The following is a 21555-nucleotide window of genomic DNA, read 5'->3' on the forward strand; positions in this document are numbered from 1 at the left end:
TACCGCAGTGGGGGCTGGGTGCTGTGCACCAAGCTTTGGCACAAAAACTGCATTCCCCCCTGAGTCATTGATTTTTTAACCAGCCTCAACCCAGGAGATCCTGATGGCAAAGACCGTCGCAGACGTGATGAAGTTGGTGAAGGAAAACGAAGTCAAGTTTGTTGACTTCCGCTTCACCGATACCCGTGGCAAGCAGCAGCACACCACGGTTCCTGTGTCCCACTTTGACGAAGACAAGTTCACGTCGGGACACGCTTTTGACGGCTCTTCCATCGCTGGCTGGAAAGGCATTGAAGCCTCGGACATGCTGCTGGTGCCGGACCCGAACACCGCCAACATCGACCCCTTCTTCGAAGAAACCACCCTCATCCTGACCTGCGATGTGGTGGAACCCGCTGACGGCAAGGCCTACGACCGCGACCCGCGCTCGATCGCCAAGCGCGCTGAAGCCTACCTGAAGGCTTCGGGCATCGGCGACACCGCCTACTTCGGTCCGGAACCCGAATTCTTCATCTTCGACGGCATCCGTTGGAGCACCGAGCCGCAAAACACCTTCTACGAAATCGAAGAGTACGAAGCCCCGTGGAACACCGGCGCCAAGCTCGAAGGCGGCAACCGTGGCCACCGTCCGACCGTCAAGGGCGGCTACTTCCCGGTGCCCCCGGTCGACAGCACGCAAGACATGCGCGCTGAAATGTCCCTGATCCTCGAATCCCTGGGCATCCCGGTCGAAGTGTTCCACCACGAAGTGGCTGGCGCTGGCCAAAACGAAATCGGCACCAAGTTCAGCACCCTGGTGGAGCGCGCTGACTGGACCATCCTGCAAAAGTACGTGGTCCACAACGTGGCCAACGCTTACGGCAAGACGGCCACCTTCATGCCCAAGCCCTACCACGGCGACAACGGCTCTGGCATGCACGTTCACCAGTCGGTCTGGAAGGACGGCAAGAACCTGTTCGCTGGCGACGGCTACGCTGGCCTGTCTGATTTCGCCCTGTACTACATCGGCGGCATCATCAAGCACGCTCGTGCCCTGAACGCCATCACCAACCCGGGCACCAACAGCTACAAGCGCCTGGTGCCTCACTTCGAAGCCCCGGTGAAGCTGGCCTACTCGGCCAAGAACCGCTCGGCCTCGATCCGCATCCCGTTCGTGGCCAACCCGAAGGGTCGTCGCGTGGAAGCCCGCTTCCCCGATCCTCTGATGAACCCGTACCTGGGCTTTGCGGCCCTGCTGATGGCAGGTCTGGACGGCGTGGAAAACAAGATCCACCCGGGCGAAGCCGCCACCAAGGACCTGTACCACCTGCCGCCCGAAGAGGACGCACTGGTGCCGACCGTCTGCCACAGCCTGGACCAGGCTCTGGAAGCCCTGGACAAGGACCGCGCGTTCCTGACCAAGGGCGGCGTGTTCACCGACTCCATGATCGATGCCTACATCGACCTGAAGATGCAAGAAGTCAACCGCTTCCGCATGTCGGTGCACCCGGTCGAATACGACATGTACTACTCCCTGTAATCACAGGGCCATGCATGGCGCAAAAGGGCAGCTTCGGCTGCCCTTTTTTCTTGCGCGCCTTGCCGACCTGACCCATGGGCTGTCCGGGCTTTGCCTTCTCGGGTCAGAGCGATTGGGGGATACTTGCCAAGGTGCCCGTGAGGGCGTTGAACTGGACGTATGAAACACGCTGTATTGATCACCTTGTTGGCGCTCCTGTCAGGCCCGGTCCTGGCGCAGGACCGCATTTACCGCTGCGGCAACGAATACACGAACACCGTCTCGCCCGCCCGTGCCAAAGAGTGCAAGCTGGTGGAGGGGGGCAATGTGACGGTCGTTCCGGGCACCCGCCCCGCGGCCAACCCGGCCGAGCCTGGCCGCGTGGTGACGGCACCGCCGGGCGCTCCACGGGTCGACAACAGCGAACAGAAGGCCCGCGACGCCGATGCCCGGGCCATCCTTGATTCCGAGCTGCGCAAGGCCGAGGCGCGTCTGGCCGAGCTGCAAAAGGAATACAACAATGGCGAGCCCGACAAGCAGGGCGGTGAGGCCCGCAACTACCAGAAGTACCTGGACCGGGTGGCGGCCCTCAAGGAGGCCGTGACGCGGGCCGAGGCCGATGTGGCCGGCATCAAGCGTGAAATGGGGCGCCTCAAATGAGCCGCCCCCCTGTCGCGGTGCCGCCCGCTGTGTCGGCGACTTTTCAACCCTTTGACTTGCTGGCCACCCTGATCGCGGTGGTGCGCATCGATGGCTCGGTGGTGTTTGCCAACGCCGCCCTCGAGGACGCGATTGGCACCTCGCGCCGGACCATCGAAGGCTCGCAGTTTGCTGACTTTTTCTCCGAGCCGCAGATCCTGCGCAATGCGCTCGAAGGCGCGGGCAGCAATGAGTTCGCGGCCTTGCGTTACGACGCCTGGCTGAAGCGTTTTTCGCACGATCCGGTGCTGGTGCATGTGATCGTCGCCCAGACCGACCGGCCTGGCGAAGTCATCATCGAGCTGCTGCCGCTGGAGCAGCAGGCCCGCCAGGACCGCGAAGAGCGCCTGATCGACCAGGCGCAGGCCAACAAGGAGCTGATCCGCAACCTGGCCCATGAGATCAAGAACCCCCTGGGGGGCATCCGGGGCGCGGCCCAGTTGCTGCAGATGGAGGTCGAGTCGCGCGACCTGATCGAGTACACCCAGGTCATCATCCACGAGGCCGATCGCCTGCAAACCCTGGTCGACCGGCTGCTGGCGCCGCACCGGCGTCCGCACGTGGTGGGCGACGTCAACATCCACGAGGTGTGCGAGCGCGTGCGCTCGCTGATCCTGGCCGAATTCCCGCGCGGGCTGCGCGTGGTGCGCGACTACGACACCTCGATCCCCGAGTTCCGCGGCGACCGCGAGCAGCTCATTCAGGCCGTGCTCAACATCGCCCACAACGCCGCCCAGGCCCTGGCCGACCGCGTGGCCGCGGGCGATGCGCAGATCACCTTCCGCTCGCGCATTGCGCGGCAGGTCACTTTTGGCAAACAGCGCTACCGACTGGCACTGGAATTGCATGTCATCGACAACGGGCCCGGCGTGCCGGACTCGATCAAGGACCGCATCTTCTACCCCCTGGTTTCAGGGCGCGATGGCGGCTCCGGCCTGGGCTTGACGTTGGCTCAAACCTTCGTCCAGCAACACCATGGCCTGATCGAGTGCGACAGCGTGCCAGGGAGAACAGATTTCAAGATCTTGATTCCATTGCCCTGAATTTGATTGACAACAATTTGACCTAAGGTGGTAAGAGCTCATGAAGCCGATCTGGATAGTAGATGACGATCAATCGATCCGCTTCGTGCTCGAGAAAGCGCTGCTGCGGGAAGAGCTGCCCACGCGCAGCTTCACCAACCCGCGTGAGGTGCTGGCAGCACTCGACGACATCGGGGACGAAGACACCGACAACCAGGGGCCGCAGGTGCTGGTCAGCGACATCCGCATGCCGGGTGGCTCGGGCCTGGACCTGCTGAGCAAGGTCAAGGAGCGCCACCCGGGTCTGCCCGTCATCATCATGACGGCCTTCTCGGACCTGGACAGTGCGGTGTCGGCCTTCCAGGGCGGGGCCTTTGAGTACCTGCCCAAGCCGTTCGACCTGCCCAAGGCGGTGGAGCTGATCCGCCGCGCGGTGGAGGAAAGCCAGCGCGAGGAAGTGGCCGAAGAACGCATGGCCGCCACGCCCGAGATGCTGGGCCAGGCCCCCGCGATGCAGGACGTGTTCCGCGCCATCGGCCGCCTGAGCCAGAGCAATGTGACGGTGATGATCACCGGCGAATCCGGCTCGGGCAAAGAGCTGGTAGCGCGCGCCCTGCACAAGCATTCGCCACGTGCCAATGGCCCCTTTGTGGCCATCAACACCGCGGCCATCCCCAAGGACCTGCTGGAGTCCGAGCTGTTCGGCCATGAGCGCGGCGCCTTCACCGGCGCCCAGACCATGCGCCGCGGCCGCTTCGAGCAGGCCGAGGGCGGCACGCTGTTCCTCGACGAAATCGGTGACATGCCGTTTGACTTGCAGACCCGCTTGCTGCGCGTGCTGTCGGATGGCCATTTCTACCGCGTGGGCGGGCACAACGCCGTCAAGGCCAATGTGCGTGTCATCGCCGCCACCCACCAGGACCTGGAGCAGCGCGTCAAGGACGGCGTGTTCCGCGAGGACTTGTTCCACCGCCTCAACGTGATCCGCCTGCGCCTGCCGGCCCTGCGCGAGCGCAAGGAAGACGTGCCCATGCTGACGCGCCATTTCCTGCAGCAAAGCGCCAAGCAGCTGGGGGTTGAGCCCAAGCGCATCGCCGACACCGCGCTGGCCCAGTTGGGAGCCTTCAACTTCCCGGGCAATGTGCGCCAACTCGAGAACATCTGCCACTGGCTGACCGTCATGGCGCCGGCCCAGGTGATCGAGGCCAAGGACCTGCCGCCCGAGGTGCTGGGTGGCTCCGGCGCCCACGGTGCCCTCAACGCCGCGTCCTACCACCCTGCGGTGGCCGAGGCGGCCCCCCAGCGCACCGAGTCCGCCGCCAGCCCCAGCACGCCGCCTTTCGGTCTGCCGGTGATGGGCGCTGAAGGCCTGACCCACGAACCCAGCCGTGACGATGCCCTGGTGTTGCCGGTGGCGGCCCCGGGCCAGCGGGCCTCGGCCTGGGAGCAGGGGTTGGAGTCCGAAGCGCTGGAATTGCTGGCCACCGGACGCCACGATGTGTGGGACGAGTTGACCCGCCGTTTTGAGTCCAAGCTCATCCTGACTGCGCTGGCCAACACGCGGGGTCGCCGCATCGAAGCCGCGCAAAAGCTGGGCATCGGTCGCAACACCATCACCCGCAAGATTCAGGAACTGGGTCTCGAATGAGCCGCGCGGACGGCCCGCCCCGGCGGGTGGTCCGCAGCCGACAGCAACGCCGCCCCCGGTGCAGGACTGGGGGCGGCGTTGTGCCTTGTGGGGGGCGCTGAAACCTGATCGCAGCGCGGCGTTAGCTAGGCGCTGTCTGCCCCGGCGGCCTGGGCGTCTGAACGTCTGAAGGCCTGAAGGCCTGGGATTCGGGTCGTTGGAGGCGGGCTGCGCTGGCCATGGTGCTGCCCCTGGGCGGGCGCTGGGGCACCGTCCCGCCCCGGCGTGTGCCGCGCCTCAGAACGTCACGATGACCGGCGTGTGGTCGCTGGGGCGCTCGTTCTTGCGCGGGGCGCGGTCGATCTCGCACTGGCTGACCTGCGGCTTGATCGCGTCGCTGACCAGGGCGTAGTCGATGCGCAGGCCGCGGTTGCGGCGGAAGGCGAACTCGCGGTAATCCCACCAGGAGTAACTTTTCTCGGCCTGTTCAAACAGGCGGAAGGCATCGTGCAGGCCCAGGTCCAGCAGGGCCTTGAACTCGTTGCGCTCGGCCGTGGTGTGGTGGATGGTCTCGCGCAGGCCTTCGGGGTCCCAGGTGTCGCGGTCGTCCGCGGTGATGTTGAAGTCCCCCAGCAGCACCAGGCGCGGGTGGGCTTCGAGTTGGCTGCGCAGCCAGTCGCGCAGGGCCTGCAGCCAGCGCATTTTGTAGGCGAACTTGTCGGAATCGGGCGCCTGGCCGTTGACGAAATAGCCATTGACGATGCGCACCGGGCCGCCTTCGCCGGGCAGCGTGCCGGCGATGATGCGGGCCTGTTCGTCTTCGAAGCCGGGGATGTTGCGCACCGTGTCGCTGAGCGGCTGACGGCTCAGGATCGCCACCCCGTTGTAGGTCTTCTGGCCAAAGAAAGCGCTGTGGTAGCCCGCTTCCTGCAAGGCGGCCACTGGAAACTTGTCGTCGCTGAGCTTGAGTTCTTGCAGGCACAGGGCGTCGACCGGGTTGTTGCCCAGCCAGTCCAGCACTTGGGGTAGGCGCACGGACAGGGAGTTGACGTTCCAGGTGGCGATTTTCATGGGGTGTTTCGGTGTCTAGGGTCAGGGGCTGTGGCACGGCGGATGGGGTGGGCCCGAGCCGCGCGCTGCCAGGGGCCGGGCAGCGGGGCTGCCCTTCAAGCCCGCCATTGTCACCCGAGCCAACGGGGCTGGTGGCGGGGCGGCGCTTGCCCACTGGCGCTTGGGGGCTTGTGGGCGGCGCAATCGCTCCGGAGGCCGCCGGGCCGCTGTCAGTCGAGCGTGGCGCCCGTGTCCTTGACCACTTTTTGCCAGCGCGCCAGGTCCTCACGCACCAGTTCGCTGAGCTGGGCGGCACTGCCTTTGTAGGGTTCGCAGCCCACCGCGGCCAGCCGCTCGATGACGTCTTTCTGGTCCAGCGCCTTGACCACCTCCTGCTGCAATTGGGCCACGATGGCGGCGGGCGTGCCAGCCGGCGCAAACAGCCCGTACCAAGGGGTTTGGCCAAAGCCCTTGAGGGTTTCGCCCATCGTGGGACTGTCGGGCAGGGCCGCGATGCGCTTCGGGTTGACGACCCCAATGACCTTGAGTTTGCCGGTCTTGATGAAGGCAATCGACGAGGGCAGGCTTTGCACCGACAGCGGCACCTGCCCGCCCACCACATCGGTGGCCGCGGCGGCCGAGCCCTTGTAGGGGATGTGCTGCAGGTCAATGCCGGCCGCCTTCTGCAGCATCTCGCCAATCAAGTGGTTGAGGGTGCCGTTGCCCGCCGAGGCGATGGCGTATTTACCGGGGCTGGCCTTGGCCAAGGCGATCAGCTCAGCCAGGTTGCGGGCCGGGAAGCTGGGGTTGGCCACCAGCACATAGCCGGCGGTGGCCACGGGGGCGATGGGCTCGAAGTCCTTGATCGGATCGAAGCCGGTGTTCTTGTAAAGCCAGGGGTTGATCACTTGAGCGCTGTCGGCGGTCAGCAACAGCGTGTAGCCATCGGGTTTGGCGCGGGCCGTGGCGGCCGTCCCCACGTTGCCGCCGGCACCCGGCCGGTTGTCCACCAACACCGACTGACCCAATTGTTCGCCCAGCTTCTGGGCCAGCACGCGGGCGATGGCGTCATTGGCGCCGCCAGCGGCTTGGGGGACCACCACGGTGATCGGCTTGCTGGGATAACGCTCTTGCGCGAGCGCCGCCAGGGGGCTGCAGGCCAGCCAGGTGCTCAGGGTGCGGCGTGAGAGGGTCAGGGGGCGGTTCATGGGCTGAGGTCTCCTTGTGCCATGGGGTGCAGGGTGGGGCGCCGAGTGGGGTGGGGCGCTCCCGGCGATTCATGGCGATCGAGCATACGTCAGCGTCGCGGCGGCGGGCAGGTGGTTTGCCCGGGGCCGTGGGGCGTGTGCGTCGGGCGTTGCCTTGTCGGAGTGCCCGGGACCGGGTCAGCCCCGGGGCCGTCAGCCTGCACCCAGGGCTGCTTTCAAAATTTTTTGGTGGTCCGGCAAAAATATGTATAATTTGAGGCTCTGCTGAACACGCTCGGTACCCACTGGGCAGCTCAGCAGGCAGACTTCGCAAGAAGTTTTGCGGGAATAGCTCAGTTGGTAGAGCGCAACCTTGCCAAGGTTGAGGTCGAGAGTTCGAGACTCTTTTCCCGCTCCAGATTCAGTCGCTGCGGTTTGGCTCGCGGTGGCAGGGTTCGGTCAGCAATGGCCGCATCCGGTGGGGGCTTGCGGTGCAAGCACCTGCAAAACGGTTACGCGGGAATAGCTCAGTTGGTAGAGCGCAACCTTGCCAAGGTTGAGGTCGAGAGTTCGAGACTCTTTTCCCGCTCCAAGTTCAGTCGCTGCGGTTTGGCTCGTGGCGGCAGGGTTCGGTCAGCAATGACCGCATCCGGTGGGGGCTTGCTGTGCAAGCACCTGCAAAACGGTTACGCGGGAATAGCTCAGTTGGTAGAGCGCAACCTTGCCAAGGTTGAGGTCGAGAGTTCGAGACTCTTTTCCCGCTCCAAACACCGCCGCTGCGGTTTGGCTCGTGGCGGCAGGGTTCGGTCAGCAATGACCGCATCCGGTGGGGGCTTGCGGTGCAAGCACCCGCAAAACGGTTACGCGGGAATAGCTCAGTTGGTAGAGCGCAACCTTGCCAAGGTTGAGGTCGAGAGTTCGAGACTCTTTTCCCGCTCCAAATAAAAAAAGGAAGCTTCGGCTTCCTTTTTTTTGCGCCGCGTGGGCTGGGGTGGCCGCCTCTTGGGAGGGGTGTCCGGCGAGTGCGGGCTCCCACCCTTCAGGCGGCTGAACTGGCGTTGCTGCCATGGGGCGCTGCGGCTTGGAAGCCCGGCGGCTCGTGCTAGACTGCGCGCCGTGCCCGGATGGTGAAATTGGTAGACACAAGGGATCGTCAGACAACGAGTCCCCCTTTGCCGGTAACGGTGAAGCAAGCTGTGGGTGAATTCAGGAGAGGCTAAAGCGCGAGCCAAGCCGATCGTGAGCCAAGCCAGAACTGCAGTTCTGGAAGGTGCAGAGACTACTGGAGAGGTCGAGCCCTCTTAATGACCAGCAAGAGCGCCCACTGCCCCACCAGGTCAAGCTGAGGGCAAAGAGATAGTCCATGCTGCGGGGAAACCGGCAGACAGAGCATGCTTAAAATCCCTCGACGCAAGTCGTACCGGTTCGATTCCGGTTCCGGGCACCATTTGATCGCCTCAGGCGGTCGCTAAACCCCTCAAAACCCGCACGGCTTCAGGCTCTGCGGGTTTTTCTTGTCGCAGGTAGGCTCAAGGGGTAGCATCTCATCTCGGTATTTTTACGGTACTTCGAACGGTACTTGGTAGATGCCGTAGGTCCAGATACCGTAAAAAGCCCCTATGCCCCTCACCGATACCTTCATCAAGCAAGTCAAACCCTCAGGCAAGCCAGCGGGGGACAAGTATGCCGATGGCGCTGGCATGTTCCTTCTCGTCAAGGCGGCAGGCAAGTATTGGCGGATGGACTATGCGATCCACGGCAAGCGCAAGACGTTGGCCTTGGGTGTCTACCCGGAGGTGTCTCTGGCCAAGGCTCGCCAAAGGCGCGAAGATGCCAAGAAGCTGTTGGCTGATGGGCTCGATCCCAGCCAGGCCAAGCGGGAGGAAAAGTTACACCGCGCTGCAGCTGCCTCCAACACCTTCGAGGCAATCGCGCGCTTGTGGTTGACGGCGACGGCAGCCAGTCGTGCTGAGTCCACCCAGGGAAAAGTCCAAACCTGGCTGGAGAAGGATGTTTTTCCCTCCATCGGTGCTAGCCCCATCACCTCAATTGGCCCGCGTGATGTTTTGGCCGTGGTGCGCAAGATCGAAGCACGTAAGGCGTTTGACACCGCTCACCGCGTGAATCAGATCTGCGGCCAGGTGTTTCGCTTTGCTGTCGCCGAGGGCTCTGCTGAGCGCGATGTGACCACGGATCTGCGTGGAGCCCTGCAGCGTGCCGAAAAGACGCATTACGCTGCTGTCACGGATCCCTCCCAGCTGGGGCCCCTGCTGCGGGCTATTCATGCGTACACGGGCTACCCCGTCGCCAGTGCTGCACTCAAGCTGACGCCGCTGGTGTTCGTCCGGCCTGGCGAGCTGCGCTCAGCGGAGTGGACTGAGTTTGATCTGGAGGCCGCCGAATGGCGCATCCCTGGTGCCAAGATGAAGATGAAGAACGATCACCTCGTCCCCCTGAGTCGCCAGGCAGTAGCGATTCTGCAGGAGCTACAACCAATCACCGGGCACGGCCGGTATGTTTTTCCCAGCATGCGCACTGGCGAACGTTGCATGTCCGAGAACACCGTCAATGCAGCCTTGCGGGGCATGGGGTACAGCAACGAGGTACAGACCGCCCATGGCTTCCGTGCAACGGCCCGAACGATCATGGATGAGGTGCTGGGCGAGCGTGTGGACTTGATCGAGCACCAGCTTGCTCATGCCGTCAAAGACCCCAATGGCCGCGCCTACAACCGCACGGCTCACCTGCCAGCCCGGCGCGAAATGATGCAGCGATGGGCGGACTACCTGGACAAGCTGCGCCAGGGGGCTGATGTGATCCAACTGCGTGCGAACGGGTGAGCTGATGGTTCGGATCGACTTTGATCATTGGGGCGCCCAAAGCAAAGTTTTGCGTGCGCGGGGGAATCCCGAGAACGCTGCAGAGTTGTTGCGTCTGATTGCAAGCCAGCTCAGCGCTGGAACACCTTTGCCCGAGCCGTTCGCTCAGTACCTTGCGGGTGCGATAGAGGCCGCGATGCATGAGCCCGCTGCGCACCGAGGAACTGCGTTGGCTAGGAAGCTCCACCTCACTGCCGCCAGTGGTCGGCCAAAGAAGGGGCTGGATGAGTACAGAGTTGGACGCCTTTACCACCGGCTGCGCCGTCGCAGGGTGACTTCCGAGGTCGTGTACGAAGTTTTGGGAAAGCGCTTCAAAGCCTCAGAGTCAACGTTGAAGCGAGCAGTGGAAGCTTACGACTACGACACATGGGGGTGGAGGCGCGAACTCATGGACGAGCTCACCGACAAGTGAGTGAATATCCCAGGTCAAAAGTCCAAGACCCTTTTGAACTGGACGGCACGATACAGGCTGGCGAGACTTGAGGCCATTCGAGACACACCACCCCGGTGTGTCCGTCACCTCAAGAGAGATCCTCATGGCCGCTATCCCTACTTCCGCCGTCAACTTCGACGACCTTCCCGACAGTGCGCTTGTCGCACTCGACGTCGTGACCACCGTCACGGGCGTTTCCAAAGCGACTGTCTGGCGCATGGTCCAGCGCGGCTCCTTGCCCGCCCCCCGGAAAATTTCCCTTCGCGCAACGCGTTGGCACGTGGGCGAATTGCGCGCCTTCCTGGCTGCCTAAGGTCGAATTGCCATTTACCCCCGATATTGGCCGCTTCTATTCGACTCCGATCAGCTTCCTGCAATGACCATTCGCCTTTCCCATCTGCCCGCCGCGGGCAACCTGCGCGACTTCACCGATGCCATCCACCGAGCGCGCGTCTGCGATGTCCGCAAGGCCCCCAAGACCACGATGCCGACCATCACCAACGATCTGCCCGAGGCAGGTTGTGGTGGCGCGTCGGCAGCTCCAGCCGCGCCTGTAGCAGCGTCGTCTGATGATCATCAGCCTGAACCCGACCCCGAGCCCCGACGACCGTCCTACCGGCCTGTCCTGATCACGTTTTCTGACCTACAGGAGCTGTTACGACTGCGACGGACTGCCGTGCATGAGTTGTCTCGCCAGGTAGGCTTCCCGGTGCCCATCATCGTCGGTAGGTCCAAGCGATGGATCCGCGTTGAGGTCGACCAGTGGATTGAGCAGCGCGCCGCCGCCAGAAAAGGGGCGCTCAAATGAACGCCCAAATGAATGAAGCCCCGCTGGCGGCAACCAGCGAGGCCTCTCAGGAAAAACAGCAGACACTCCATGATTTTCTCGCAAGTGGCGTGAGTGGGCAAGGGCGCGGCGCTCGCTTCACCAGGCTTGAGTACAGCGCGCCAATTGGGAAGGCCTTCTTCGTCTATGACGGGGAGCTGCAGAAGCGCACTAACAGCAATGGGACAGACGCTGTCGCACGCATCGTCGAATGCCACTCCATCCAAGATCTGGAGGATGCCTTCAAAAGGGCCACTCACCGTGATGTTTTCGTTGGCGGCGTACCCTACGCTGACAGGTTGTTGATCACTACGAAAGATGCCAGGGCGGAGGGGAAAATCGCGCGCTCGAAAGACGATCTTCCTTTCCCTCGCGGACCTGGCGTCATGTTCCTGGACAACGACCACCCGACCAGGGAAGGTGACGACCAGTTCGAGGCATACGCAGTCGCAGTCCCAGCCCTGGCGAAAGCCTCGTATGTGTTTGCCCCTAGTTCCTCTGCATGGCTTCATGATCCTGAGACGGTAGAGCTTCTGAAGGGGGCTGGTGGTCAGCATTACGGCATCCCAGTGCAGGATGCAACGGACATCCCTCGCGCCATGAAGGCTCTACACGATAGGCTGGTGCTGGCTGGGATGGGGGCGGCTATCGTCACGCAGGCTGGGTCTATCCTGATCAGGTCCCCCGTTGACCTGGCAATGCGGTCGCCGAATCAGCCACTCTTTCAGCGTGCAGATTGCGGGGCAGGTGTGGTGCAAAAGAAAGTTGAGCACATCGGTTCGCATGCGGGCGAAGTTTTCCTGTTCGATACCCGGCTGATAGCGGACCTCAGCCCGAGTGAAATACATGACCTCGTGGCGGTCGAAGACAAGTTGAGGGCGAGTGTCGATATCAAGGCCCACGACGTCCGGACGTCTTGGGTGGAGGCACGCGTGCTTGCCGTCGCCGCACAGCAAGGCGTTTCGGACGAACAGGCGCGGAGGTTCTTGCATGTCATCGCCCTTGCATCCACAAAGGAACACATCGACATCTGGCCGGGCCTGGTTGTGGAGTTCGCAGACGGCACGACCGTAGACGTGAGCGAATTACTCAAGAACCCCCACAAGTACGACGGTAACGCCTGCTGCGACCCGGTGGAGCCCGAGTATCGCGGTGGAGCACTGGTCGGGAAGTTCTACGCCGAGTCGTTGACCATTCACAGCTTCGCGCATGGCGGACGTACTTTCCACCTGCAGCACGAACCCGTCGACATCAGTGGGATACTGGCCCAGGTGCCAGGTTTGATGGGAGCGCTTACGCACGATGGCGAGGCCCCCTTGGGGCCTTCTGATACGTCTGAGGGAGAGCTCCCATCCATCAACATGACAGGGTGGGCTCCACCGACTGAGCCGCACCCGCTAGCGAGGTTCGTTGACATCAGCGACCTTCCCAAGGTGCCTCGCATGATCATCCCCGGCTTGATCATGCACGGCGTGGTCTGCATCTCGGGCTCTCGGGGCGTGGGCAAGACGACCTGCCTGCTTCCTCTTGCCGCTGCTGCGGCGGGTCTCCATGCGCCTGGGTATGAGTTCGCCCCGAAGCACTGGCGCCATGTGATCTACATCTCCGAGCAGTTGGAGCAAGCCGCGATCATCATGGAGGGGCTGGTCAATCACGCGGGCTTGGGGATCCAGCGTGAGGACGTAAACGATCGCATGCACTTTGTTGATGCTTGCCGGCTGCCCCCAGAAAAGGTTGCCGAAGTCGGAAAGCTCTACAAAGAGCTGTTCACCCGACATATCGATGGCGTCAAGATTGACCCACTGGTTGTGTTTGACACCAAGTCTGCAGTGCTGAGCCTGGCTGACGAGAACGACAACGCGGAGGGGAGCAAGGCCATGGCACACCTCAAGCAGGGCTTTGAAGGCCTCCCTGTTTGGATCATTGGGCATGTGACCAAGGCGAGCATGAACCAAGTCGATGCCAGCGCACTCACCCAGCGGGGAGCAGGATCTTTCGAGGACGATGCGGTACAGACTGCTTACCTCATCGCGGACACATCCGGGGCACGTCGTCTGTGTTTGGGAAAGAAGCGGTTCGAAGCAGAGTGCGACTCCCTTGTCATCGAGTGCGGGTTTGCCAAGACCCGCGCACTGGACGAATTCGGTGACGTGGAAGATGTCGGCATGAGATGGGGGATCGTCAAGAAACCGTTGGGCGACAGCGCAGTATTGCGTTTTGGGGGGGCTAAATCCAGCAAGGAACGGGAAGAAGGGGATCGGCGGGAGAGGATCCTCGATACTCTTCGTGCTGCCTCCAAACGTGGAGAGCCTCTCAACCGGACCGACTTGAGGGAGATGCTGGGCGGCAACGCCCAAAAGCTCTCTGAGACGGTGACAGATCTCTGCAATGAGGGGTGGGTGATTGAGGTCGATGTCCCTGCCGAGCGACGACGAACCTCAACGAGGAAGAAGTTCCTCGTTGCCCTGACGACCGAAGAACACGATGCAGTCACCATCGACGGTAAGCCGGTGCCGCCCCATCTCCTCCAGATCCCCCCAAGTTGGTGCAAACCAACACCACCCGTTCCGGGCGTGGTCAAACCCGTCGCTAAAAACGATGAGGAAAGTTCAACCTGCTGAAAGGCACGCCCATCCGTTCCGAAAGCACCCGTTCCCCTATAGAAAAAACATGGGGGAACGGGTGGGGGAGTGGCTTATTGCCACCCCCCCCCACCCTTCCATTCCCCGATTGCTGGAACGACACGGAACGGGTGGGAACGGATGGAACCCCATCAACCCAACCCCTCTCGACACAATGGGTTCAATACTCTCGGGACGTCACGGCCTCCGGTCCCCCCGGCCGACCAATGAGCAGATCCCCTCCTGGCGCCTGAGCAACAAGGCGCTGTATGGGATCAGCGATGCCCGCCAGGTCATCACTGCCCGGCTGGAATCGCCTGACCTGGTGGTGCTGTCTGCTGGGCGCCTGGTCCAGCCCGTCGGCCTGGTACACCAACCGCGGCACTTCGGCGGAGCTATGCGTTGGGCCTTGTGCCCGATCTGCGACCGGAGGTGCGGGGTCATCTACCTGCACCAAGGGCGGTTCGGGTGCAGGCACTGCCACGGGGTGGTAGCGGCCACCCAGCGCGAGAACCGGCGCAGTCGTCTTTTGAGGCGGGAGGCAGCTATCCGCCGCCGCCTGGGTTGGCCGTTGGGAGTGTTTGACATGAGTCTAGGCAAACCCCGGTACATGCGGTGGTCCACTTTTGCTGCGTTGACCGCGGAGCTGCTGGAGGTTACGAGCCAAGCTACCGGCTTGATTGAGGAATGGACGGCCAAGGCTGAAAAGGTCTTTTGACGGTTGCTGGTACTAGCCCGAGTGACTGCGGTGCGTGTCAAGGTAGTTGTTGCCTGATTCATGCGCGCCGAGGCGCTTTATCCAGTGTGTCGATTTCCATGTAAACCTGACCCCATGGGGGTCACTTCTGCGTGGAAATCAACACCTGTGGGCACTCGGTCCTATGTGCGCCCATAATAAAACCCACCACCGACACACGCCTTCCTCATTCTGAATCCATGCCCTCTCCTCTCGGCTCGCACACCAACGAGCATCTCGGCGACGTTCTCCCGCCCTCCACTCAGCCTCTCACGTCGCTACTGCAAGATTTATGGACCTACTTGCGTGCGCTCGATCCCGTGCTCCGAGCACCTGGCACTGACACCGTGGGTTCCAGTCGGGGCGACCGGTTCCAGCTCCAATGGTGGGCGGCCGAGGACGGCCAGCATTTCGCGCTCCAGGCCTTGGACATTCAACACGGGCAGCAGTGGGAAGCGTTTGCGATTCCAGCCTCAGTTGGACGCACAGTGGCGGGGGTGCGATCAAACTGGGCCACTGCCCAGGCCATGCCGGCGACCGATGACATTTGGACTGCGGTCTTCATGTCACGCGTCGGCCCTCTGATCGGGGCATGTCGTCACCCGAGCTTCATTGAGATCGTCTCCACAGCATCAAACCCAGCTGGCATCAACGTCCTGCGCGATGACCATGCTCGACTGGACCAGCTGAAAAGCGACCTTGAATATTGGAAAGGCCTGGCAAAGGCCCAGGAAAAGAGCGTGCGCAAAGAAGTGGCGTTGCAGCGGCGCCAGCCAAGCTCACCCCAAATTCAGGCCCCCGCCGCGTCTGAGCCAACCTTTGAAACGATATGGAAGCTGCGGGACATCGATCGCTGGGCGGCTCAAAACACGGATCGCATAATCGTCCTGCCCCGGGCGATTTCAGCGACCAAGAACAGCACCTACGACTCTCCAGAAGTGCTGTATCGATCGCTGGAGCTGCTGGCCAACGAGTACACGCAAATGCGCCAAGGGACCATCGACATGGGCACCTTCAAGGACAGGGCAAGAGAAATTGGGGTGGAGTTGAATCGCTCGGTGGCACCTGAATCCGCAAGCGCTTACGGCGATCAGTATTTCGTGCGCTGGGCCGGATCAAGGCGCCTCCTCGATCTGCACCTGACCAAAGGGGTGTCCCGAGATCCACGGTATTGCCTTCGGATCTACTTTTTTTTCGATGAAACATCAGGCCAAGTGGTGGTCGGCTCAATGCCTGACCACTTGGACACAGCGGGGACCTGAGGACTGACATGAGCAAGCTCACAAAAGACCAGAAGCGCGCCAAGGCCAAGCGTGAAGAGCAAAAGCGCCAGCGCACAAAGCAGCACACCATCAACGCTCAGGCAAAGGTCGTGGGTCAGACACTCACAGGGCTGGGTGAATCCATGCGAGGCGGCGTCTCCGCCGAACGGATTGAGGAGCAGATCGTGGCGGTGGCAGGTGGCGCCAGACCTGACAACCAGATCGACCCTTTCTCGCATCCAGCCTGGCGGGACTTCAAGCCCCGCTTGAGCAACCTGGTGGATATGCTGCGCACGGGCTCCATGACACTGGGGAGGCCCGCACCAATGCAGGGGCGTGTCTATCTCATCGACAAGGAACATCGGAGTTTTTCGACGGTCTCCGCCCCGACATGCATGGTTGAGCTGGCGCGTTGGCCCACCGAAATAGTCCTCAAGAAAATCGCTGAGGAGTTATCGATTGAGCCCGTTGAGGGCATCTATTGCTATGGCCTCCGGCTTGGCCAGGTCGCGATCCATTTCGCCTTCGTCCACCATGGCGGTGAAAATGGTTTCGTTGAGATCTACTTGGTCACCCCTACAAGCTGGCACTACCTGATCCCAGACAAGTTTTACCTCTATCTTGAGCCGATGATTGAGTTCACTAGGAACCAGACAGCAGAAATGTTCGGCCTGCGCGAGCCAGAGCAAAAGATGAGGTTTCACCTGAAGGCCTCCCCTGAGGCCATCAAGATGGAGGCGGAACTAGGTGAGGGCCATAGGCGCAAGACCTTGATTTCGATGCTTCAAGACTCAATGGAGGAGTGTGACTTGATTCTGGAATGCGCGCACAACCATCACCGAAACCATGGAAACAAGACCTACGACAACGGGTTTGAGGATGGTTATGCAGAGCGCAAAGGCGAACTCAAGGAAACACAGGAGGCCTTGTCTGCCCTGAGGATGGAACTGCAGACGGCCAAGGCCAAGCTAGCAGCCCAACCATCCTCAAAGGTCAGCAAGCCTGCTCAACTCCTACATGAGCGCATGGCCCATCTGCTGGCGCGGTCATAGGCGTGAGCGGTGGCTAGGCCGTCCTCATTGCAAGACGCGAATGGTGGTGTCCGAACCCAAACTCAATTTTTGTAATGAAGGCGTCGAGGGAGACTAAAAAACGAAATTCGCAGTTCTGAGTTTGGCCGTCATATTGGTCGCTTGTGAAGCGGAAAAGTTCCTATGAAAATTGGGTTCTCCGCGATCCTTCCTTGCATGCTTCAATACCATCTCCAGCCTCAGCTAGATATAGGTCATGCTGTCCCGGAACTTCTTTATGCTCAGCCTGGTGGTATGGAGCCATAACCTTCTGAAACCGACCAAACCCATGTCAGAACACCTGAAGATGCGGTATCCCGAGGACCCGCAAAAGCGGGGAGTCTGCGTTGGAGATAACGTTCTGGGGGATGTTCCCCGAGATGTACCTGACGCTCAAGAAATCCGAGAACTATGTGCCGGCGTCTGTATCCGGGGCCAATGGTTCGCGCTTTGATCCGGGCTCACTGACAATGAAAAGAAAGCCTTCGGGCACCTCCACGGACCCGGCTTAGAAGGCTTGCGTTGCTTTTGTGGGTGAGGGGGCATCGACCCGTCGATTGCATGATTTCAGACCCAAGGGGCGCGCCGTCGCCCAACAGATGGTGTTCGTGCCGAGTGAGGCAAAATTTTCTGTTAAAACTCTGGCAGGGAGGAGACGGAGTGGTTTCGTTTTTAGTGATTCTGCTTTTGAGCAGTGGCTCCTCCAGAGTGAATGGCTTCGCCAAAGACAACAGATAAATCCGCAAATTTCATGCTCCCGTTCGCCCCTGGCTCCCGCGCTGTGATCCGTGACGAAGAATGGGTCATCCGCTGCATCGATCCCTCCTCCGACGGTGGCTGGCTGCTCATCTGTGATGACATTTCGGACCTGGTGCGGGACCATGGGCTTCTCCCTTGGCCGCCGTTGATGGTTCTCACCAATAGCAGTGACGGTGCCATGGTCGGAGCGAGTTCAACTCAGCCCTTCTGTGCTCTGTGCCGGGTGGGTCATCCAACCAATTCCCGCTTTAATGCTAGACGACATCAAAAAAACCCTCTGGGCCACCGCCGACAAGCTACGCGCCAATATGGACGCCGCCGAATACAAGCACCTGGTGCTCGGCCTCATCTTCGTCAAGTACATCTCTGACACCTTCGCCGCCCGCCGTGCCGAGCTGACGGCCCGCCTCACCAACCCCGACGACGAGTATTACTACGGCGATGCCGACCCCGCCGACATTGAAGCCGAGCTGGAAGACCGGGACTATTACAAAGAGGTCAACGTTTTCTGGGTGCCAGAAGGCGCGCGGTGGGAATCGCTGCGCAATGCCGCCAAGCAGCCCGACATCGGCAAACGCATTGATGACGCACTCACCCTGATCGAGGCCGAGAACCCCAAGCTCAAAGGCATCCTCGACAAACGCTACGCCCGTGCGCAGTTGCCCGATGGCAAGTTGGGCGAGTTGGTTGATCTGGTCTCCACCATCGGCTTTGGCGACGACCCCGCCGTAGCCCGCGACGTGCTGGGCCAGGTGTACGAATACTTTCTGGGCATGTTCGCCAGTGCCGAGGGCAAGCGGGGCGGGCAGTTCTACACGCCTGCCAGCATCGTCAAAACCCTGGTCGCCATCCTGGCCCCGCACGAAGGCAAGGTGTACGACCCCTGCTGCGGCTCAGGCGGCATGTTTGTGCAGTCTGAGAAGTTCATCGAAGCCCACGGCGGCAAGCTGGGCGATGTGAGCATCTACGGCCAAGAAGCCAACCCCACCACCTGGCGCCTGGCCGCCATGAACCTGGCCATTCGCGGCATCGACTACAACCTGGGCCGCGAGCCTGCCGACACCTTCACCCGCAACCAGCACCCCGACCTGCGGGCCGACTACATCCTGGCCAACCCTCCGTTCAACATCTCTGACTGGTGGCACGGCAGCCTGGAAGGCGACCCGCGCTGGGAATATGGCGACCCACCCCACGGCAACGCCAACTACGCCTGGTTGCAGCACATGCTGCACCACTTGAAGCCCACGGGCCGCGCAGGCATCGTGCTGGCCAATGGCTCCATGAGTTCCAGCCAGAACAACGAAGGCGTGATCCGCGCCGCCATGGTCGATGCCGATGTGGTGGAAGTCATGGTGGCTCTACCCGGCCAGTTGTTCTTCAACACCCAAATCCCTGCCTGCCTGTGGTTTTTGGCCAAGCAGAAAACGCGCAAGGGCGAAGTGCTGTTCATCGACGCCCGCAAACAAGGCCGCATGATCAGCCGCGTGCAGGCAGAGTTGACCGACGACACCATCGCCCGCATCGAAGCCGTGGTAGCCGCCTGGCGCGGCGATCCAGGCGCAGGCAGCTATGAAGACGTGAAAGGCTTTTGCCGCAGCGTGCCCCTGGCCGAGATTGCCCAGCACGGCCATGTGCTCACCCCCGGCCGCTATGTGGGTGCGGAAGAAGTGGAAGACGACGACGAAGCCTTCGCCGACAAGATGCAGAAGCTCACCGAGAAGCTGGGCGAGCAGATGGCCAAGGGTGCCGAGCTGGATGCGGTGATCCGGGCGAAGCTGGGGGGGCTGGGGTATGAGTTCTGAGTGGCCTGTTTTACCGCTTGAAGACTGCTTAGATGCGCTGATTGACTATCGCGGCAAGACACCTGAGAAAACGGATTCAGGAGTGCCGTTGATCACAGCAAAGATCATTAAGTCTGGGCGAATAGAAACGCCCACCGAGTTCATCGCCGTCGATAACTACGACGCTTGGATGCGACGCGGACTGCCCGAAGCCGGTGATGTAGTTCTCACTGTGGAGGCGCCACTTGGTGAGGTGGCGCAGCTCGGACCGGAGAAAGTCGCGCTTGCTCAACGTGTGGTGACGCTAAGAGGGAAAGCAGGATTTCTGGACAGTACCTATCTGCTTTATCTCCTCCAATCCGAGGATGTGCAAGACCAGTTGAAGTCCAGAGCGACCGGTACAACTGTGCTTGGCATCAAGCAAAGTGAACTTCGGAAGGTTCCAATCAAAGTACCGCCGATACCAGCTCAGCTTGAAGCGGCATCCGTTTTGAAGGCTCTCGACGACCGCATCAACCTCCTGCGCGAAACCAACGCCACCCTCGAAGACATCGCCCAGGCCCTGTTCAAGTCCTGGTTCGTCGATTTCGACCCCGTGCGCGCTAAGATGGTGGGCCGTACGCCCGAAGGCATGGACGAGGCCACCGCAGCGCTGTTTCCCGATGGGTTTGAAACGTCGGAGTTGGGGGAGGTGCCGAGGAGATGGCGGGTAGGTCGGCTTGATGACCTTTTAGTGCTGCAGCGTGGCTTTGATCTCCCTGCTCAGGATCGAACGCCGGGTACCTATCCAATCATCGCGGCCAGCGGGCCTGCAGGCACCCACACAGAGGCAATGGTGAGCGGGCCGGGCGTGGTTACTGGGCGATCAGGTGTGCTTGGCCGTGTCTTCTTGTGTCTCGACAACTTCTGGCCCTTGAACACCACGCTCTGGGTCAAAGAATTCAAAGCTGCAAGCGCCTGCTATGCGTATGAGGTTCTTCGACTTCTAGATTTCAAGTCATTTAACGCGGGGTCCGCCGTACCAACGTTGAACCGTAACCATATTCATGGATTGCCATACCTGATTCCGACACGAGAGTGCATTCAGGCGTATGAATCTGTTGCTATGCCGTTGCATCAACGCGTCAAGCAAAACGAGCTTCAAGCCCAAACCCTCTCCACCCTCCGCGACACGTTACTCCCCCGCCTGATCTCCGGCCAGTTGTGCCTGCCCGAAGCCCAGGCCTCCACCGAGGCCGCTTTGGGCGGTGCGCTGCTGGCATGACAGAACTGATCGCAGCCACTGGGTCCCCATCGTGGGATATGTCGCGCACCCGCGAAATGGTGCGTGCACGGTGGGGCGATAAGGCGTTAGAGGCCTTGCGCCCCGTACTCCGTGCAGTCACCACCCGGCTTATCCATGCGCGCATCCATTTTCAGGATTACCAGCGGTTGGTGAGTGAGCATCTGCGCCAGCCCTTGGAAGCGGGCACGCCTTGGTGGGAGCTGATGTGGGTAGATGAAGAGAAGGGCATTGGTGCCAGCAACTACTTCTTCATAGCTGCAGAGGGCTACGTGTATGCGGGCGTGCAAGCTCAGCATGCGATTGCAGACAACCTGGCACATGTCCTGTACTACAGCTTAGGGTGGAATGTGGACCAACGAATCCCCCTGGGCAAGGTGTCGCTGGGCACGGTATGCGCCCAATTGGCGCGAGAGACGACAAATTCGCCAGAGCTTGCCCCAATCCAGCAGGCCCTAGATGCGTTGAGCACGGCCCCTGCTTACCAAGCGCTCGCCGACGTGACGAACCACATCAAGCACCATGGCGGCCTGCCTGTACGGGTGGGATGGGGTACGTCTGAGCAAACGCCGTTTGAGGTGCTACTGAGCGCTTTTTCACGCAAGCAACAAACACAACCGCCACGGGAGATTGCTGCGTTTCTGGAAGAGACCTACGACGCTATGAGCCGTGCGGTGGTGACTACGGGACTGGCTTTGAATGAATGGCTAGAGAGCAGCGTTGCACCAGCCCCGCCGGACAACAGCCTCCACCAGGATTCGACGCCGGGCGGGCAAGAGTTGCATCCAACTGACCAACCAGCGCGGGTGTGAGATGTACTACA

Annotated in this window: 15 protein-coding genes and 4 tRNA genes; 17 read left to right on the top strand and 2 right to left on the bottom strand. The window is 61.4% G+C overall.

Features of this window, described 5'->3' with window-relative positions; genetic code table 11:
* Positions 1 to 103: 103 nt before the first annotated feature.
* From glnA to ntrC, 4 genes are all read left to right on the top strand, one after another.
* A complete protein-coding gene (glnA, locus tag PSQ40_RS09125) occupies positions 104 to 1519 on the top strand; it encodes a type I glutamate--ammonia ligase (protein ID WP_273951000.1) in 1416 nt (471 codons plus the stop codon).
* A gap of 159 nt (positions 1520 to 1678) precedes the next feature.
* Positions 1679 to 2158 carry a hypothetical protein gene (locus tag PSQ40_RS09130; protein ID WP_273951001.1) on the top strand — a complete coding sequence of 160 codons (480 nt, stop codon included), beginning with the start codon at positions 1679 to 1681 and terminating at the stop codon, positions 2156 to 2158.
* Positions 2155 to 3240, top strand: a complete 1086-nt coding sequence (glnL, locus tag PSQ40_RS09135; protein ID WP_273951005.1) for a nitrogen regulation protein NR(II) — start codon at positions 2155 to 2157, stop codon at positions 3238 to 3240. Before PSQ40_RS09130 ends, glnL begins: the two co-directional genes overlap by 4 nt.
* 40 nt (positions 3241 to 3280) lie before the next feature.
* Complete coding sequence (gene ntrC / locus PSQ40_RS09140; RefSeq protein ID WP_273951013.1) at positions 3281 to 4867, top strand: nitrogen regulation protein NR(I); 1587 nt, start codon at positions 3281 to 3283, stop codon at positions 4865 to 4867.
* Between the two features lie 276 nt (positions 4868 to 5143).
* Here the strand turns inward: ntrC and xth are convergent, their stop codons facing one another.
* Both xth and PSQ40_RS09150 read right to left on the bottom strand, forming a co-directional pair.
* Positions 5144 to 5917, bottom strand: coding sequence for an exodeoxyribonuclease III (xth, locus tag PSQ40_RS09145; protein ID WP_273951021.1), 774 nt, complete (start codon positions 5915 to 5917; stop codon positions 5144 to 5146).
* A 209-nt stretch (positions 5918 to 6126) separates the two neighbouring features.
* Complete coding sequence (locus tag PSQ40_RS09150; RefSeq protein ID WP_273951028.1) at positions 6127 to 7104, bottom strand: Bug family tripartite tricarboxylate transporter substrate binding protein; 978 nt, start codon at positions 7102 to 7104, stop codon at positions 6127 to 6129.
* Positions 7105 to 7425: 321 nt separating this feature from the next.
* Between PSQ40_RS09150 and PSQ40_RS09155 the strand changes: the two genes are divergently transcribed.
* From PSQ40_RS09155 to PSQ40_RS09215, 13 genes are all read left to right on the top strand, one after another.
* Positions 7426 to 7501 (top strand) — tRNA-Gly (locus PSQ40_RS09155).
* 98 nt (positions 7502 to 7599) lie between these two features.
* Positions 7600 to 7675, top strand: a tRNA-Gly gene (locus PSQ40_RS09160).
* 98 nt (positions 7676 to 7773) lie between these two features.
* Positions 7774 to 7849, top strand: a tRNA-Gly gene (locus PSQ40_RS09165).
* Positions 7850 to 7947: 98 nt separating this feature from the next.
* Positions 7948 to 8023, top strand: a tRNA-Gly gene (locus PSQ40_RS09170).
* A gap of 679 nt (positions 8024 to 8702) precedes the next feature.
* Entirely contained in the window at positions 8703 to 9923 is a 1221-nt protein-coding gene (locus PSQ40_RS09175; protein WP_273951033.1) for a tyrosine-type recombinase/integrase, read from the top strand.
* A gap of 575 nt (positions 9924 to 10498) precedes the next feature.
* Entirely contained in the window at positions 10499 to 10708 is a 210-nt protein-coding gene (locus PSQ40_RS09180; RefSeq protein WP_273951040.1) for a helix-turn-helix transcriptional regulator, read from the top strand.
* 63 nt (positions 10709 to 10771) lie between these two features.
* Positions 10772 to 11203 carry a helix-turn-helix transcriptional regulator gene (locus PSQ40_RS09185; protein ID WP_273951047.1) on the top strand — a complete coding sequence of 144 codons (432 nt, stop codon included), beginning with the start codon at positions 10772 to 10774 and terminating at the stop codon, positions 11201 to 11203.
* Between the two features lie 8 nt (positions 11204 to 11211).
* The gene (locus PSQ40_RS09190; protein WP_273951053.1) at positions 11212 to 13842 is read left to right on the top strand and encodes an AAA family ATPase; all 2631 of its coding nucleotides are present in this window, start codon (positions 11212 to 11214) and stop codon (positions 13840 to 13842) included.
* Between the two features lie 936 nt (positions 13843 to 14778).
* Positions 14779 to 15840, top strand: coding sequence for a hypothetical protein (locus PSQ40_RS09195; protein ID WP_273951061.1), 1062 nt, complete (start codon positions 14779 to 14781; stop codon positions 15838 to 15840).
* A gap of 8 nt (positions 15841 to 15848) precedes the next feature.
* Positions 15849 to 16892, top strand: a complete 1044-nt coding sequence (locus PSQ40_RS09200; RefSeq protein ID WP_273951063.1) for a hypothetical protein — start codon at positions 15849 to 15851, stop codon at positions 16890 to 16892.
* Between the two features lie 1028 nt (positions 16893 to 17920).
* The gene (locus tag PSQ40_RS09205) at positions 17921 to 19471 is read left to right on the top strand and encodes a class I SAM-dependent DNA methyltransferase (RefSeq protein ID WP_273951064.1); all 1551 of its coding nucleotides are present in this window, start codon (positions 17921 to 17923) and stop codon (positions 19469 to 19471) included.
* Positions 19461 to 20714: a restriction endonuclease subunit S gene (locus PSQ40_RS09210; protein ID WP_273951065.1), complete on the top strand. Its 1254-nt coding sequence runs from the start codon at positions 19461 to 19463 to the stop codon at positions 20712 to 20714. The genes PSQ40_RS09205 and PSQ40_RS09210 overlap by 11 nt, the downstream gene beginning before the upstream one ends.
* Entirely contained in the window at positions 20711 to 21544 is an 834-nt protein-coding gene (locus PSQ40_RS09215; protein ID WP_273951066.1) for a hypothetical protein, read from the top strand. Before PSQ40_RS09210 ends, PSQ40_RS09215 begins: the two co-directional genes overlap by 4 nt.
* Positions 21545 to 21555 lie beyond the last annotated feature (11 nt).

Origin of the sequence: Curvibacter cyanobacteriorum (genome assembly GCF_028649475.1) — a bacterium.
GTDB classification, from domain to species: domain Bacteria; phylum Pseudomonadota; class Gammaproteobacteria; order Burkholderiales; family Burkholderiaceae_C; genus Curvibacter; species Curvibacter cyanobacteriorum.

Coding starts and splice junctions, on each gene's coding strand:
- glnA (WP_273951000.1), top strand. CDS start 104: ATGGCAAAGACCGTCGCAGACGTGATGAAGTTGGTGAAGGAAAACGAA.
- PSQ40_RS09130 (WP_273951001.1), top strand. CDS start 1,679: ATGAAACACGCTGTATTGATCACCTTGTTGGCGCTCCTGTCAGGCCCG.
- glnL (WP_273951005.1), top strand. CDS start 2,155: ATGAGCCGCCCCCCTGTCGCGGTGCCGCCCGCTGTGTCGGCGACTTTT.
- ntrC (WP_273951013.1), top strand. CDS start 3,281: ATGAAGCCGATCTGGATAGTAGATGACGATCAATCGATCCGCTTCGTG.
- xth (WP_273951021.1), bottom strand. CDS start 5,917: ATGAAAATCGCCACCTGGAACGTCAACTCCCTGTCCGTGCGCCTACCC.
- PSQ40_RS09150 (WP_273951028.1), bottom strand. CDS start 7,104: ATGAACCGCCCCCTGACCCTCTCACGCCGCACCCTGAGCACCTGGCTG.
- PSQ40_RS09175 (WP_273951033.1), top strand. CDS start 8,703: ATGCCCCTCACCGATACCTTCATCAAGCAAGTCAAACCCTCAGGCAAG.
- PSQ40_RS09180 (WP_273951040.1), top strand. CDS start 10,499: ATGGCCGCTATCCCTACTTCCGCCGTCAACTTCGACGACCTTCCCGAC.
- PSQ40_RS09185 (WP_273951047.1), top strand. CDS start 10,772: ATGACCATTCGCCTTTCCCATCTGCCCGCCGCGGGCAACCTGCGCGAC.
- PSQ40_RS09190 (WP_273951053.1), top strand. CDS start 11,212: ATGAATGAAGCCCCGCTGGCGGCAACCAGCGAGGCCTCTCAGGAAAAA.
- PSQ40_RS09195 (WP_273951061.1), top strand. CDS start 14,779: ATGCCCTCTCCTCTCGGCTCGCACACCAACGAGCATCTCGGCGACGTT.
- PSQ40_RS09200 (WP_273951063.1), top strand. CDS start 15,849: ATGAGCAAGCTCACAAAAGACCAGAAGCGCGCCAAGGCCAAGCGTGAA.
- PSQ40_RS09205 (WP_273951064.1), top strand. CDS start 17,921: ATGCTAGACGACATCAAAAAAACCCTCTGGGCCACCGCCGACAAGCTA.
- PSQ40_RS09210 (WP_273951065.1), top strand. CDS start 19,461: ATGAGTTCTGAGTGGCCTGTTTTACCGCTTGAAGACTGCTTAGATGCG.
- PSQ40_RS09215 (WP_273951066.1), top strand. CDS start 20,711: ATGACAGAACTGATCGCAGCCACTGGGTCCCCATCGTGGGATATGTCG.